The following is a 15,092-nucleotide window of genomic DNA, read 5'->3' as shown; positions in this document are numbered from 1 at the left end:
TTCGGCAAAAGTCTTACGACCAGAATGCCGATGAAAACTGTCGAATAACCGCGTTCTGGTAATCGGATTTCCAGAAGCAAGCGGCAACAAGAGTTATAGGCCACAGCATCTGGACAAACTTTTTCGTGGATGGTGGGGGAATCACAACCACGAAATCACCAGATGATAGGGGGGTGCGGCTGATGTGTAAGTTAGTTTTTCGTTTGACTTGGGTTTTTCTGGCTTGTGCATTGGGGTTCAGTGCAACTTCGACCAGTTTTTCTCAGGATTGGGCTTCTCAAGGGAATGATGAAGGAGATGTTTACCTCCCGACTGGCCCTTACAACCACGACGGATCCGGGTTCTACTCCGGCGTCGAGTTTATTTTCATGAAACAAACCAGGGCTATCGGCACGCAGAACATTGCGTTTAACGGCCTGGTCGACTCTGCTGGTGCCATCACAGGCACCCCCGGTACCTTTGTAGGTAGCGGCACACTCGCTCTTGCTTCGAATCATCTGGGGCGAACCAGTTATCAGCCAGGGTACCGCCTGGAACTGGGTTACCGGACACCTGAAGGCATGCGTTACTCGGTGAGCTGGCTGCACCTAAACAACCACAGGTATTCAGGTGGGGCTAGTTTTGCACCTGCCAATCCATTTGTAGGTGCCAACCTGGCTGATACCTTCTTGTTCTCGCCAGTATTTAACTTCGGCCCCAACTTTGCCGGTGCACCTAACCGGATTACAATTGGTGGAGCAGCGGCACCTGGTGCAATTAACGGTATCTGGAATGGTGCCACCAATATGACCATCGACTTCAACCAGCAGTTTGATAACTGGGATGTGACAGCTCGGGTTCCAATCGTAGGGATGGACACCGAACTGGCCCGCACGTATGCGATGGCTGGGGGCCGTTTCTCCTGGTTCTTTGAGCGGTTCAATTGGCGCACTGAATCGTTCAATATTGATACTGCAGGTAACTTGACTGGAAGTGGTGCGTTCAATGCACGTTATACCAATACCTTATCTCAGCGGATGTACGGTGTGTTTTTGGGTAGCGGACATGAAATCTACCTGCCAGGTGGTGTTGCAGCGAATCTGGAACTGACTGCAGCTCCTTTGGTTGCCATTGTGAAGGAAAAAGCAAAGTATGTCCGTGGTGATGACTTCAATCAGGCAAAACGAACCAACTTTGACTCGAAACTGGTTCTGAACGGTACCGCAGCGTTAAACTTTACCTGGTACCCAAGTTTCATGCCTGGCATGATGATGCGAGCAGGTTACACGGGAAACCTGTTCATGAATACGGTTTACATGGACGAACCGGTGGGTTTTAACTTTGGCTCGATTGACCCAGCCTACTCGAAAAAGTTATTCCGAATTATCCACGGCTGTAACTTTGGTATTGGTTATGTGTGGTAAGCGAAATTGGTGAACCCCCAGCACGACTCGGCCGTCAGGACCCCCTGGCGGTCGAGTTTGTTATTTTGTGGGTTGAAAACTAATCAAAGATGAAAGTACCTGGAAAATATAAATACAGGTACTTACCCCTGAACGTCAATAACAACACATGTAACGTTGTCGCGGGAACCAGATTCTAATGCCAGTTTGACCAAGCCATCGGCACACGCCTGTGGGTCAGGATAGCTTGCCATACAAGTGAAGATACTCTCATCAGAGACGACGCCATGCAGTCCGTCAGTAGACAGCAAAAACCGATCCCCTGGCTGAACGGTAACCGATGTTACGTCTGGGCCATCACCCACTTCTTTACTACCTAAGTACTTCCAGAGAACGTTCTTGTAGCGATGGTCCTTGGCTTCGCTTGGCGAAATGGTATTTGCTTCTACCAATGCCTGTGCAAGTGAGTGGTCGACAGTCAGTTGGGTAATCGATTTCCCACGGATGAGGTAGGTGCGACTGTCACCCACGCCAGCCACAAAGAGTTCGTTCTGTTTCCGCCAGACGCACAGCACCACCGTGGTGCCCATGTTTTTCATGTCGCGATCGAGCTGACCCATGGCGATAATTTCTTCGTTCGCCTGCACAATCGCTCGGCGAATCATTGCCTTGGTGGCTTCTGCATTCGTCGCAGTAGTAAGTGATTTCCGGAGTTCGCGAGGAATCGTTTCCACCGCACGCTTACTGGCGATTTCGCCAGCAGCCTGCCCACCCATGCCATCAGCGACAATCGCGACGCTCAGGTCTGGAAAGACTTTTACTTCAACGGAATCTTCGTTATTTTCTCGGTAGTTACCCAGATTGGTAGATTTGCCGATATTCAGGGTAAGTGGCATAAATTACTCCTACAACCCATTCCGTTGCCCTACAGCCTGTTCATTCCCACACAGGAAAACTGAGGTTATGTTATGAAACTTAACGAATGTATGGCAAACTGGGAAGAAAGTGGGTGAACTGTGCATTCTTTTCAAGCAGTTTCGCCGTTATACTCGTTATAATCCCTACCTTCGCTAATTTAGTATTATGTTAGAACAATCAAGCCCTGATGTGGCCATAATTCACGATTGGCTCACAGGTATGCGCGGTGGGGAAAAGTGCCTGGAGGTCTTCTGCGATCTTTTCCAGGCTGCACCGATATACACACTCGTCCACTTATCCGGGTCGGTTTCCACACCCATCGAAAGCCACCGGATCATCACGTCATTGCTCCAGCAGCTTCCAAAAGTTGATCGATGGTACCGGTACTTATTACCAGTGATGCCATTTGCAATCAATTGGTCGCTGGAGCCCTACAAGTTGGTTTTCAGCAGTAGTCATGCTGTTGCCAAATCAGTGCAACCGCGGAATAATTCCCCCCATATCTGTTACTGTCACACACCGATGCGATACGCCTGGCACATGAAAGATTCGTATTTTGGTGCCAGACGCAGTTTGCGTAAACTCTTACTGAATAGTATCTTAGGCGCTATTCGTTCGTGGGACCGGCGAACAGCCTGTCGTGTCAGCCATTTTATTGCGAACAGTTCCACCACACAACGGAGAATACGGGATGCCTATCGTCGGCCGAGCATGGTCATTCACCCGCCAGTGGATACTGATTACTACCAACTGAACGAAAATGTGCCTCGCCAGGACTATTATCTGGTGCTGTCGGCGTTCGCACCTTATAAGCGGCTGGATCTGGCGATTGAAGCATGTAAACAATTGAACAGGCGACTCCTGATCATCGGCAGTGGGCAGGAAAAGCCCCGGTTGCAACAATTAGCGGGCCCATCGGTCGAATTTCTGGGTTGGCAGGAAAATTCTGTATTAAGGCACCACCTTCAATCCTGTCGGGCGTTGCTTTTCCCGGGGGAAGAAGATTTCGGCATCGTTCCAGTAGAAGCAAATGCGTGCGGCACGCCTGTAATTGCTTTTGCACGCGGTGGTGCCACAGAAACGATTATTCCATTGACCGAAAACCAGCCCACTGGCGTATGGTTTGACAGTCAAACGATCGACGGAGTGAAGCAGGCAATTCTCGATTTTGAATCGAACGAACAATTGTTTGATCGTTCATATATCAGAGTAAATGCCTTGCGGTTCAGCAAGGCATTGTTCCGTGCAAAAATTGCCGATTTTGTCAACCAGGTGTGGCATAATCGCCTTCCGAAAGACCATTTTCCGGTACTGCAACTGCCCAGCGATTACCAAATTGGACAAACAGATCCATAATATTTCTATGAGCGACATCGTTGACTATTTTGCCCACCTGCCGATCGCGGTGCGTGCCGCCATTCTCGGTGGGGGACTACTGTTTTTCTGGATTCTGGAAGGCTGGATTCCACTATATCGTTTCTCATTTTCGCGTTGGAAGCACGCCAAAGTCAATCTCAGCCTGACTTTAATGAATATTATCCTCGGTGGGGCACTGGCTGGGGTATTACTTTGGATTACCCATTGGGCTTCGGAAGACCATGTGGGGTTCTTGCATCTGGTTCAATGGCCAATCTGGTTGGAAGTGCTGATTGGCGTGCTGTTCCTCGATTTTTTTGCAGCTTTTCTGATTCATTGGCTGGAACATCACATTGGTTGGATGTGGCGCATCCACCTGATTCACCACACCGATCGTGAGGTGGATGTCACAACGGGTATCCGCCACCATCCGGCAGAAGCAGTGCTCCGGCTCTCTTTTCTGGTAGTGGGAGTGCTTTTGATCGGCGCTAATATGGGGATCATTGTCATCTACCAGAGCCTCTCACTGTTATTCGGTCATTGGATTCATTCCAATACACGGTTTCCGATTTGGCTCGACAGGGTGTTGTCTCTGGTTTTCGTCACCCCTACATTCCATAAAGTTCACCACCATTATGTGCAGCCACAAACGGACAGCAATTATGGCAACATTTTTTCGCTGTGGGATCGCTTATTTCATACCACTTCGCACATTGCACACAACGAACTGGTGTATGGCATTGATAGCCACCTGGAAGAGGGTGTGCATCGCTCCGTGTGGCAGTTGCTGAAACTGCCATTCACAACAAAAGGATAATCAATTCTTCCAGACAATTTTCTGGAAAAGTGAAGAAATTATTAGAGTGTTTTTGTAACCAGGACTTACTCAATCACACAGTTTGAATTGGTGAAAACTGGTTTGAAACAACTACCCAGCAATTAAAGGTAAAAAGAACGAATTACGCAGGGGTGCGAACGAACTTCCGAACGCGGCCAAATGGTACCCACTCCAGCACGTAAATGCTACCTTGTGAATCGGTACACAAAGCGTGCGGTGCAACGAAGAATTCCTGAGGTGTTTTGTCAGGTGTCTTAAACTTGGTTTTCGCCTCAGCTCCATCGCCCATATTGGTCACTAATTTATCATTTTCGTCCAGGATCGAAACGCGTGCACCCAATTCCGGAATGATAATCTGGCCATCGTGCTGATAGAAGCAACATGGTAGTCGAACCCCCGGGATACTGCGTTTATATTCCAACTCAAGAGAATACACTTCAATCCGGTTATTGGCGCGGTCAGCAATGTAGACTTCTGGTTCTTTCTTGATCGTATTGATCCAGATACCGTGGCATACGTTGAATTCGCCTTGCTTGTTGCCTCGTTTACCAATGGTTTTCAGCAGTTTGAAGTTTTTATCGAAACGATGGACTTTCTGACTGCCGTACCCATCTACGACATAAATATCGCCGTTGGGCGCCACTGCCACATCAGTGGGGTTGGTGAAGTCAAACTTTTGTGAAGCGGCGTCTTCATTGGTAACATTACCAAGTTGGTAAATAATTTTTCCAGTCAGGTCGGTCTTATAGACGCGGGCCCCTAACTTATTGTCACCCTTGCGGTTCGCAACATTTTCGGTCCAGTAGAGAAATTCGCCTGCAGTTTCCTTGCTCCAGTATAAACCGTGGGCAGTGGCGACATATTGGGCAGGGTGTAACCGATTTTCTGCTCCACTTCTTTTGACCATGTTTCCAGAACCTTGCCCACGGTATCAAAAATGATGACGCATGGATTGTCGGAGCGGGTGGTTACGTAGATGCGATCTTTCGCATCCGCAACGATGGCACAGCCGAAGCCATATTTCATGCCCTGGGGAAGAACACCCCAGTTTGGATCAAGCGTGTAGGTTGCTTTGCCAGTTCCAATTTTGACCACTTCCGCACTTTGGGACTGGCCAGGCAACATTGTTGCCATACCGGCGACACTGGCTGCTCCGAGAAACTGTCGACGCTGAAATAAATGTTCACTCATTACATCACTCCGTCATTGGTGAGAGGTTCTCAATTACGATTGGGGAACAAATCGGATACATACGGGTGTGCCCATATAAATTTTCATTTTGGTGGGTTTTAACCCACCCGTTGTGGGATCGTTGGCAAAGACAATCACATTATCTTTGGCCTGATTAGCACAGAAAAGCCATTTTCCGGTGGGATCGATGCAGAAGTTCCGTGGCACAGCAATACCAGCTTTTTGATGGCCAGCGGCTTTCAGCTCGCCAGATGATTCATCAACATGGAAAATCGCAATACTATTGTGCCCACGATTGGAAACATAAACAAACTTTCCGCTGGGGTGGACTGCCACTTCAGCAGTGGAATTTCCCTTCACAGGTTCTGGCAAGGTGCTTAGCGTGCCCATTTTCTCCAGCTTTCCAATTTTAGCATCAAACTTCAGAGCAGTGACTGACGAGGTCAGTTCATTGTTTACATAAGCAAACGGCTTGGTGGGGTGAAAAGCAAAATGCCTTGGGCCATCTCCTGGAGTCATATCAAGTGCCGCTGGATTGCTGGCAGTGATTTTGCCTTTTTCAGCATCGAACTGGTAAATCAGCACTTTGTCGATTCCCAGATCTGCAACCATCGCAAAACGATTATCTGCAGTAAGGTTTACCGAGTGAGCGTGGGGTTCTTTCTGGCGGCTGGAATTGACACTGCTGCCTTTGTGCTGCACAAAATCAGAAGCAGGTAATAATTTTCCGTTTTCAGCCACTGGTAAGACAGTGGTACTGCCACCACCGTAGTTCGCTACGAGCACAAATTTGCCCGTACGATCGCAATTAATGTGGCACGGCCCCGCACCGATGCTCGGTTGACCGTTGATTTGTACCAGTTTGCCGGTTTTGGTATCCATCTGGAAAGACACCACACCGATTTTCTCATCACCCGCTTTCGGGTTCGATTCACAGACGCAAAACAGCAGTTTATTGGTTGGGTGAATTGCCAAAAATGAAGGATCTGTCACTTTTGCAGCCACGGTGGCTTTACCTAGCTCTCCAGTAGCAGCATCAAAAGGAGCAACGTAGATTCCGTCGCTTTTTTTGCCGGAATAGGTCCCCACGTATACCCAGAACTTGGTCTGGGCTTGTGCCTGACCTACTGACATTGACAAAAAGCCGAACACTGCCGCCAGACATCCAAAGTAACGCACCATAAAACCATCTCGCAAAATCGAAAGGTACAGTTTAATCCAAGCTGAAATCGTTTGCACGTAAAAAGTGGTTAATCAGCATGTTCGTTATTTTCATCAGTCGCCCCACGACAGATGCCACGCTTGGTGGTGCGGCAGAATTCAATAATTTCCTGTACCAAAGGGTGGCTGCCCAACTCACTTTCCAATTTGATCAGGGCTTCCGCAAGAATCAGATCCTGACGGTAAATTATCTTGTAGGCAGTGCGTACTGCCTGAATATCGGTGCGAGAAAAGCCATTTCGCCGCAATCCCACCAGATTGGCACCCACGACCAGATTTCTCCCACCAATCGTGCTGAAAGGTGGGGCGTCCTGCGTTAATGCAGTCAGGCCAGTCACCATCACCCCTCTACCAATCCGACAAAACTGGTGCACACCTGAGAAGCCAGAAATGAAAACATTATCATTTACACGAACATGCCCCGCAAGCACTGCGGAGTTGGCCATCACAACTTTATTGCCCACCTGGCAATCATGGGCGACGTGGCTTCCCACCATGAAATAGCATTCATCCCCAATTTTCGTCACCCCTTCCACATGGGAGCCACGGTGGATGGTGACATTTTCGCGAAATGTGTTTCCAGAACCAATCAGAAGTTCGGTGGGCTGGCCTTTGTAGGAAAAATGTTGTGGTGTATCACCCAGCACCACGTTGCTGTACACGTAATTGCCATCTCCCATCGTAACCTGGCTGACGATGCGGGAATATGCCCCCACGGTACAATTGCTGCCCATGCGAACTTGTGCTTCAATAATACTGAATGGGCCGATTGTGCAACCACGACCGATCGTGGATTCTGGAGAAACAATCGCCGTAGGGTGTATCGAAACATCATCCGCAATTGGCATGGTAGTCCTACCCGACTTCCTTCAAGGTCTATTTTTTTGCTGAATGCACAGTACCTAGAAATGATCTAGAGAGTTGGTCGAATTTGTGTAACATAATTACCAGCGATTCAGGTGAACCAGATTCTATGGCTGACAATATTCACGAACGTTTGCATGCCTATCTGGATGAAGCACTTCAACCGAACGAAATGGCTGCAGTGGAAGCGGAGTTACGAGAAAATCCGGAATTGCGTGATACGTTGAAGCTGGTGCTTGACCAATGGAAAAAAGGCGAGCATTCTCTGGGTGGTATCTGGCGAAAAGAACGTCTGAGTTGTATTTCCCGAGATGATCTGAACAATTATCTCCGCGGCTTACACGATCCCGACTTCGCCGATTACATTCAATTTCATCTCGAAGTCGTGGTTTGCCAGTTTTGCCTGGCAAATTACGATGACCTGATTCAAATGCAGCAAAACGATGTTCAGGCGATCTCGCGACGAAAGCGTCTGTTTGAGGCCAGCGAAGGTTATGTAAAAAAAAGCCGCCCCATCAAAGATGGGGAGAATTGATTTTGCGTGTGCTGACCCACGGACTGGCTGCCTGCACCACTTTTCTCATATTTTTCTCATTGAATTCCGGGTTGTGTTTAATTTTGAAAAAAACTCCTTAATGCCACTACGGATTGAGTGGGCAAATGGTCGATGTGAAGATGACGGAAAGTTTCCAGTAGAGAAATTGTCGAAAATCTGGGTGACATGGGTAACATTACATTACCAACAGACGGAAATCGAAACACTATGCGTGACGAACCTCTCTCGATTCTCATCGCCTGTTCAGAAGTGGTGGGCTTTGCCAAAACAGGTGGGTTGGCGGATGTTGCTGGCTATTTACCCAAAGCAATTCAACAGATGGGGCACCGAGTGGCAGTGATTATGCCGCTCTATCGGTGTGTGCGGCAGAAATTTCCCGATATCCGCCCGGTTGGCAGCACCTTATCAGTACCCTGCGGCAGGTCGATCATCCCCACTCAGATTTACGAAGGAACATTGCCAAATAGCAATATTGCAATTTACTTTGTCGAAAATGAGGGCTTTTTCGAGCGGGATGACATCAAATTTGGTACAACCATTTACCAATACACCAACGAGGTGGGAAAAAAAGTCGATTACGGCGACAATTGTCAGCGGTTTGCGTTTTTCAACCGGGCAATCATGGAATCGCTGACGGTTTTGCCTGAAAAACCGGATATTATTCATGCCAATGACTGGCAAACAGGTCTGATTCCGGTCTTTTTACGGGAATCCTACCGCCACCTACCCTCTGCACGTGGGATTAAATCGCTGTTCACGATCCACAATCTGGCTTACCAGGGGCGATTTCACAGGTCGGATTACCCGTATACCGGACTCGATTATCGGTTGTTCAACCATCAGCAGATGGAATTTTATGGCGATTTCAGCTTCCTGAAAGGCGGGATCGTTTTTTCGGACTGGGTGAACACCGTGAGTCCTACTTACGCAAATGAGATCCGAACCACAACCTTTGGCTGTGGGATGGAAGGCATCTTACGAGAGCGTCGGGATCGCCTGAATGGCATCGTCAACGGTGTGGACTACACTACCTGGAATCCGGAAACAGACCCCCATTTACCTAAAAATTATGATGTCAACAGTTTTCAGGTGGGGAAAGCCGCCTGCAAGGCGGCAATTCAGCGTCATTTCAGCCTGCCAACCCAGCCTGACATCCCGCTGATTGGCATGGTGGCCCGCCTGGTAGAGCAAAAAGGGGTTGATTTGGTGGTTAAGGCAGCAGATGATCTGCTGAAAATCCCAACCCAGATGATTGTTTTGGGTGAAGGCGACCAACAATACCACGAAAAGCTGCAGGCAATTCAGGCTCGCTATCCAGACAAAGTGGGGCTGTTGCTGGGCTTCAACGAAGAGCTGGCTCATCAGATTGAAGCTGGGTCGGACCTGTTCTTAATGCCCAGCCAGTTTGAGCCTTCAGGCTTAAATCAGTTGTACAGTTTGCGTTATGGTACACCACCAATCGTACGGACGACGGGTGGGCTGGCTGACACGATTATTGATGCGACTGAAGAATCATTGGTTTTAGCCGAACCGAACGGTTTTCGCTTCCAGGCATATACCCCGCAGGCACTTACGGGAACTGTCCGATGGGCAACGCATTTGTACCACGAACGTCCGGAAACATTCCGCCGGATCATTCGCAATGGCATGCAGGCAGATTGGTCTTGGGAACGTGCCGCACGCGGTTACGAGAAAATCTACCGCAGACTGGTTGCGGAGCGGGCAGGGCGTTCGCTGGTTGAGAGTGCTTAATGAATTTTCCTTCAGAATGGCGGCTGGACCCGTTGAAAGGTCACCAGGTGCTCATTTGTCCTGCACGTGAACAGCGTTTACAACATAGCCCTGGCGCCTGCCCATTTTGTGAATCCCACGAAAAAGAGACCACGCAAGAAGTTTTCGCGATTCGGCAGGAAAGTACTGCCGCCAACCAGCCCGGATGGTCGGTGCGAGTGGTGCCGAATCGTTACCCAGCAGTCAGCCAGTTTGACCGATCTGCGTTTGGTATCAGTTCACCAGAAATCCGCCCTGGTTACGGTGCGTCCGAAGTAGTAATTGAGACACCGGACCATCTAACCCATTTGCACCAGTTTTCATCCCTTCAGTGGGAGCAAGTGTTGATCGCGTGGCAACAACGCTTTTCCTACTGGAACTCCCACTCAGAAATCCAGTTCGTGCAAATTTTCCGAAATCAGGGCAGGGCAGGTGGGGCTTCGCTTGAACATGCCCATTCTCAAGTGGTCGCAGTCGATTTCGTACCTGAGCAGGTTCAGCGAGAAGCAGATCGGTTTTCAAAAGCAGGTAATTCCTGGTACAGTAAGTACTTAAGTGAAAATTGTCCTGAATTGGTGCTTGCCACGGAAAGTTGGCTGGTTGTTTGCCCTCCCACTTCGCGCTTTGCATATGAGTCGTGGATCATCCCACGCCGTGGTTACCGATCGATTGATTTGATGACAGATTTCGAACGTACCACACTGGCAGATATAACAGTTAAGTTATCAAAAGCATATCAGACTATTTTGGGTGTCGATTGGGCCAGTAATCTGTTGTTGAAATCTCCACCGAAAAGGCATCGGTGGGATCATTGGTATCTAGAATTTACCCCACGGACGCAGACGATTGCAGGGTGGGAATTGGCAACAGGTCAGTTGTTTAATACGGTCGATCCAGCCCACGCTAGTTTCAAACTGCGGGCAATTCTTGAATCATAATTTATGTTAACGTTCTTCCAGATCGATATCGGGTGGCTTGTCGAACTCCAGTTCAAAATCGAGTTCCGGATCTTTGGGCTTATCCAGTTCCTCAGTAATGTCCAACTCCCGATCCTGGGTAGTACCAGTATCGCGTGCAACTGCATCTTCGAATGATTGCTCTGTTTCTTTTGTAACAGTGGGAGGTTCTTCCGCACCTGGCAGGTGGGTTGCTTCTGGAACTTTTTCTGGCTGTGGCTGAATTTCCTGCTCTGCATCCGGCAATTGTCCCACTGGCTGGGCAAAAGGAGCGGTTTCTTCTGTCTTGGGTGCGGGTTTCCCATCCATCAGCGATTGATGAATCCGAAAACCAGGAATTTCGAGTGTGAAAAACGGTATGCTCGCAGGAGCATCGAACTCGATGTATGCGGGGACACCTGTGTCCTCATAATCCTTTAATACTTTGCCATTCGGATCGACAATTCTACCTTTTGGTGCTACCCGAGCATTCTTATCGACAACTTCAGCGAAGATCTGTTCAAGTACCCGCAACTCACTGGCTAGTTTGTGATCCCACAAATCGACTTCAGTGTCCAGATCGTCCAATTCACGCATCTGTTCGGTATCGACATCATTTCCAACACCAAGCAGGATCAGCTTGACCGGATTACGTTTGCCAGCAGCGATTTTTTCTGAAAGTCTGATGGTGTAAGACTTTACTTCATCGAAATCGTGGACCTCTCCATCGGTGACAAATACATAAAAGCCCCACGGTGCGTCTTCGAATCTCTCCAGAAAATAGCGAAGTGCAGGTAGTAATTGTGTGCCAGTGCCAAAGTTTGCAGGTGCACGGAATTGGTGTTTCTCTGCCTCGGCTGCAGTCAGGTCGCCGATTACTTCGATTTCAGACCCACCTGGACCGATCGACCAATAAATGCAGGTTGTGCCACCATCTGCATCGATTTTGCGAGCAAGATAACTGCAGATTTTTTGGGCAACGGGTGTGATAATGTTGTTAGCGGTTGCTTTTCCAAATACCGGAGATAAAGTTGCTCCTGAATTTACACCGTACCACTGAGACATCGAACCAGACCCATCCAATGCAATGCCTGTCTGGGCACCTTCTTTGTTCGGTTCCATCAAGATCGTCGCAGTAACGCGTACTTTCCCACCTGGTGCAATGCGAACATTTACTTCCCCGAATGGATCCACCACATCTTTCAATTGAGCCATGATTCCCTCCCTGATCTGGGACTGCCCATTATTAGGTTATTCGTTTACGCACGCATTTGATTTTGAGAATCCCTTCAGGCGGCAGTAAAATTCACGCAAAAGTTGAAAATTCTACCACAGAAAGAATTTTTTGCCCATAATTCAGTCAGGAGTGCAAAATTTTCTCAAATTCGTGCACAAGGATTCATTCCAGCTTCCTGTTCTTCATTTTTCTGTTGTAAGAATTGATATAGACTTGCACAGCGACGGGATACTCCACCCATGGCGACGATTACCACGAACAGCTTCGTTGAACTGATCAGGAAGAGTCAGCTTCTGTCGGAACAAACCCTGAATGACTTTCTGAAAAGGGTTGGTTCCCAAATAGAGACGATTGATCCCAACGCACTTGCAGCAATGCTGGTGAAAAACCGCATTTTGACAAAGTTCCAGGCCACCCAACTACTTTCAGGTAAGCACAAGGGTTATTTTCTTGGCCCCTACAAAATTCTGGAGCCAATCGGGCAGGGGGGGATGGCAACGGTTTATCTGGCCGAACATTCCTCTTTGAATCGTCGCGCAGCAGTCAAGTTGATCTCTTCGATTGCCAGCAAGCCAGACACAATCGAGCGATTTCTACGCGAAGCGCGATCCAACGCCAAGCTGGATCACCCTAATATTGTGAAAGTTTATGATGTGGGTGAAACGGATAATGTGCACTACATCGCGATGGAGTACATTGAAGGGAAGACACTGGAAAAGATGGTGTCTGAACATGGGCCGATGAATGTTTCACAGGCGGTTCAGTACATTGCTCAGGCTGCGTTGGGACTAGCGCATACACACGAAAAAGGGCTTGTTCACCGCGATGTGACGCCATCCAATCTGATACGCGATAAGAATTCCGGTCTGGTGAAGGTGCTTGATCTGGGACTCACGCGTGAATTCGCCAATGAAGATGATGATGTCACCCGACGTTACGATGGTCAATATGCAGTTACTGGGACTGCTGATTACATGTCTCCTGAGCAGGCCGCGGGTGAATCACAGGATTTCCGCACGGACATTTACAGTCTCGGAGCCACTCTGTACAAGATTCTGGCTGGCAAAGGTCCATTTAAAGGTTCCAATACACAAAAATTAATTGCACATCAGCTACATAGCGTCCCGCCTCTCAGTTCAGTGCGTGGGGATATTCCGGCAGAATTGGATGCAGTGCTGGACAAAATGATGGCAAAATCACCCACCCAGCGCTACCAGTCGATGGCTGAAGTTATTATCGCTCTCGATCCATGGCTGGAACCTGGTTGGGATCAGGAATTTTCCAAAGTTTCCACAATTATTCGCAAAGGTACAACGACCAAACATTTTGTACCACAGGTTGAAAAGCAAACCCCCACTAACGAATCGGTGCGGCAGTCCAAACCACCTGTATTCTGGTATGTATTCAGTGCGGTGGTGGTGACATTGCTGGTGGCAATTGGTGCGGTATTTTTCCTGACTCGTGATCAGGGAACAGACCCCAAAGTAGTTGAACGTGCTCCAGGGCAAACTTCTGCAGCACCGACAACGACGAAAACTATTTCCAGTCCGGCTAAAACAGTCCAACCAGTTACACAGCCATCGACCACACCGGTAGAACAACCCAATCGGATGCCAATTCAAGAAGTGCTCGCACCACTTCATGGTCGTAAACCATTGTTGAATGTAAACTTACGTCAGACACCCACTCAGGGATATCTTTTCGATGATCCCGCGATTAAAGGTTCGAAAGTATTTAGAAATCTGCCTGCGGCACTGCAAGTAAATCCTTATTTCCTGAAAGAAAGTGGTTTTCAGATGGAAGCGAGTGTGCGCGATTTGAATAATGAGAGAGTTTTAAGTTTTCGTCAGGAAAAAGGTCACTATGGCTCTCAGATACTTGTAAGGTTATCTGAATCATTACCCACTAAAGCCTCCGGTTGGTATGTGGCTCGCCTGATTTATTCCGCAGATGGTGCGGGCACTGCCTACGCCGGGGTGCAGTCTTTGAAAGCACCGTATACGCGACTAACCAGACAATTATTAGGAAACTCTAATAATCAGTGGCGTGTTATTGACATTCCATTCGCACCAAGTGGCACCAATGAATGGAGTTTTTTGATGGAAACCGGTGAAAAAACGGGCACTGTGACACCATTTACAGGTTGGATGAATTTTCATTCATTACAAATCTGGGATCAAAAAAATCTCCCACCTTTGGGCACCCCGAGAATGAATTCAAAACCTTTATACAGCACCACTTTCAAGGATTTTCCTAACCAAATGGTGCGAGTGGACAAAAGATTAAGCCTTTCTCAGATAGACGGGAAGCCATTGCCGAAAACATGGGTGATGAACACTTATCAGGATAATACCAAAGTCAGTTTCGCGGCACGCACTTTTGGCAATTTTCAGGCAATTGGTTACGAATGGACAGGAGGTTCTACGCCACCGCAGTTGAAAACGAAATGCAATGATGTTCTGGAAAATCTCCCCCCCACTGCCCAGATTGTCGTTCGTCTTACATACCAGGCGAGCAATGATACCTACCCTGTTCGACTGAATTCAATGGTACGTGGTGCCAAAAACTTTTTCCCATTTCAGACTTATTTGTTGCCAGAAAGCACCAATCAATGGAAAACAGAAGATTTTATCTTTCAACGAGGTGAAGATGGCGAATTCTCATTAGTTATTTCTCATCTTTCTGGCACTGAGCCAATTCAGGCTGCCCAACCGTGGGTATGGATTCGATCCATGGATGTATATCTGGTAGAAGAGTAATTTTCTGGTTTTCGGATCAGTTTAAACCCCATCTCAAAACGAAAAAAAATCCACCGTATAGGTGG

At 48.2% G+C, this 15,092-nt stretch carries 13 protein-coding genes; 7 read left to right on the top strand and 6 right to left on the bottom strand.

Going from position 1 to position 15,092, the window contains the following annotated elements; translation table 11 throughout:
- Window positions 1–368 precede the first annotated feature (368 nt).
- Complete coding sequence (locus R3B84_06505; GenBank protein MEZ6140207.1) at window positions 369–1,403, top strand: hypothetical protein; 1,035 nt, start codon at window positions 369–371, stop codon at window positions 1,401–1,403.
- Between the two features lie 122 nt (window positions 1,404–1,525).
- Here the strand turns inward: R3B84_06505 and R3B84_06500 are convergent, their stop codons facing one another.
- A complete protein-coding gene (locus R3B84_06500) occupies window positions 1,526–2,278 on the bottom strand; it encodes a protein phosphatase 2C domain-containing protein (protein MEZ6140206.1) in 753 nt (250 codons plus the stop codon).
- A gap of 187 nt (window positions 2,279–2,465) precedes the next feature.
- On the opposite strand from R3B84_06500, the gene R3B84_06495 reads away from it, so the two are divergent.
- The gene (locus R3B84_06495; GenBank protein ID MEZ6140205.1) at window positions 2,466–3,656 is read left to right on the top strand and encodes a glycosyltransferase; all 1,191 of its coding nucleotides are present in this window, start codon (window positions 2,466–2,468) and stop codon (window positions 3,654–3,656) included.
- Window positions 3,657–3,663: 7 nt separating this feature from the next.
- The gene (locus tag R3B84_06490; GenBank protein ID MEZ6140204.1) at window positions 3,664–4,473 is read left to right on the top strand and encodes a sterol desaturase family protein; all 810 of its coding nucleotides are present in this window, start codon (window positions 3,664–3,666) and stop codon (window positions 4,471–4,473) included.
- A 142-nt stretch (window positions 4,474–4,615) separates the two neighbouring features.
- On the opposite strand, the gene R3B84_06485 is transcribed toward R3B84_06490, so the two are convergent.
- The 4 genes from R3B84_06485 to lpxA form a co-directional block, all read right to left on the bottom strand.
- Window positions 4,616–5,215 (bottom strand): 6-bladed beta-propeller, encoded by a 600-nt coding sequence (locus R3B84_06485; protein MEZ6140203.1) that lies wholly within the window; start codon window positions 5,213–5,215, stop codon window positions 4,616–4,618.
- Between the two features lie 38 nt (window positions 5,216–5,253).
- Window positions 5,254–5,685, bottom strand: a complete 432-nt coding sequence (locus R3B84_06480; protein MEZ6140202.1) for a hypothetical protein — start codon at window positions 5,683–5,685, stop codon at window positions 5,254–5,256.
- 33 nt (window positions 5,686–5,718) lie between these two features.
- A complete protein-coding gene (locus R3B84_06475; protein MEZ6140201.1) occupies window positions 5,719–6,867 on the bottom strand; it encodes a lactonase family protein in 1,149 nt (382 codons plus the stop codon).
- A 68-nt stretch (window positions 6,868–6,935) separates the two neighbouring features.
- On the bottom strand, window positions 6,936–7,754 hold the full coding sequence (gene lpxA, locus R3B84_06470; GenBank protein ID MEZ6140200.1) for an acyl-ACP--UDP-N-acetylglucosamine O-acyltransferase: 819 nt from the start codon (window positions 7,752–7,754) through the stop codon (window positions 6,936–6,938).
- A gap of 125 nt (window positions 7,755–7,879) precedes the next feature.
- Between lpxA and R3B84_06465 the strand changes: the two genes are divergently transcribed.
- The 3 genes from R3B84_06465 (at window position 7,880) to R3B84_06455 (ending at window position 11,034) form a co-directional block, all read left to right on the top strand.
- On the top strand, window positions 7,880–8,305 hold the full coding sequence (locus R3B84_06465) for a hypothetical protein (protein ID MEZ6140199.1): 426 nt from the start codon (window positions 7,880–7,882) through the stop codon (window positions 8,303–8,305).
- Between the two features lie 228 nt (window positions 8,306–8,533).
- Entirely contained in the window at window positions 8,534–10,078 is a 1,545-nt protein-coding gene (gene glgA, locus R3B84_06460; GenBank protein ID MEZ6140198.1) for a glycogen synthase GlgA, read from the top strand.
- A complete protein-coding gene (locus tag R3B84_06455; GenBank protein MEZ6140197.1) occupies window positions 10,078–11,034 on the top strand; it encodes a DUF4921 family protein in 957 nt (318 codons plus the stop codon). Before glgA ends, R3B84_06455 begins: the two co-directional genes overlap by 1 nt.
- 6 nt (window positions 11,035–11,040) lie before the next feature.
- Here the strand turns inward: R3B84_06455 and R3B84_06450 are convergent, their stop codons facing one another.
- Window positions 11,041–12,246 (bottom strand): vWA domain-containing protein, encoded by a 1,206-nt coding sequence (locus R3B84_06450; protein MEZ6140196.1) that lies wholly within the window; start codon window positions 12,244–12,246, stop codon window positions 11,041–11,043.
- A 261-nt stretch (window positions 12,247–12,507) separates the two neighbouring features.
- On the opposite strand from R3B84_06450, the gene R3B84_06445 reads away from it, so the two are divergent.
- Window positions 12,508–15,027: a serine/threonine-protein kinase gene (locus R3B84_06445; protein MEZ6140195.1), complete on the top strand. Its 2,520-nt coding sequence runs from the start codon at window positions 12,508–12,510 to the stop codon at window positions 15,025–15,027.
- Window positions 15,028–15,092: the final 65 nt, after the last annotated feature.

The organism is Zavarzinella sp., assembly GCA_041399155.1.
In the GTDB taxonomy this organism is placed as follows: Bacteria; Planctomycetota; Planctomycetia; order Gemmatales; family Gemmataceae; genus JAWKTI01.
The sequence above is the reverse complement of the archived record's forward strand: the minus strand, read 5'-3'. Positions and strand labels throughout refer to the sequence as shown.

Excerpts from the sequence above, each read along its gene's own strand:
- R3B84_06475 (MEZ6140201.1), bottom strand. The coding sequence starts at position 6,867 with ATGGTGCGTTACTTTGGATGTCTGGCGGCAGTGTTCGGCTTTTTGTCA.
- glgA (MEZ6140198.1), top strand. The coding sequence starts at position 8,534 with ATGCGTGACGAACCTCTCTCGATTCTCATCGCCTGTTCAGAAGTGGTG.
- R3B84_06445 (MEZ6140195.1), top strand. The coding sequence starts at position 12,508 with ATGGCGACGATTACCACGAACAGCTTCGTTGAACTGATCAGGAAGAGT.
- R3B84_06495 (MEZ6140205.1), top strand. The coding sequence starts at position 2,466 with ATGTTAGAACAATCAAGCCCTGATGTGGCCATAATTCACGATTGGCTC.
- lpxA (MEZ6140200.1), bottom strand. The coding sequence starts at position 7,754 with ATGCCAATTGCGGATGATGTTTCGATACACCCTACGGCGATTGTTTCT.
- R3B84_06480 (MEZ6140202.1), bottom strand. The coding sequence starts at position 5,685 with ATGAGTGAACATTTATTTCAGCGTCGACAGTTTCTCGGAGCAGCCAGT.
- R3B84_06505 (MEZ6140207.1), top strand. The coding sequence starts at position 369 with ATGAAACAAACCAGGGCTATCGGCACGCAGAACATTGCGTTTAACGGC.
- R3B84_06450 (MEZ6140196.1), bottom strand. The coding sequence starts at position 12,246 with ATGGCTCAATTGAAAGATGTGGTGGATCCATTCGGGGAAGTAAATGTT.
- R3B84_06490 (MEZ6140204.1), top strand. The coding sequence starts at position 3,664 with ATGAGCGACATCGTTGACTATTTTGCCCACCTGCCGATCGCGGTGCGT.
- R3B84_06455 (MEZ6140197.1), top strand. The coding sequence starts at position 10,078 with ATGAATTTTCCTTCAGAATGGCGGCTGGACCCGTTGAAAGGTCACCAG.
- R3B84_06465 (MEZ6140199.1), top strand. The coding sequence starts at position 7,880 with ATGGCTGACAATATTCACGAACGTTTGCATGCCTATCTGGATGAAGCA.
- R3B84_06500 (MEZ6140206.1), bottom strand. The coding sequence starts at position 2,278 with ATGCCACTTACCCTGAATATCGGCAAATCTACCAATCTGGGTAACTAC.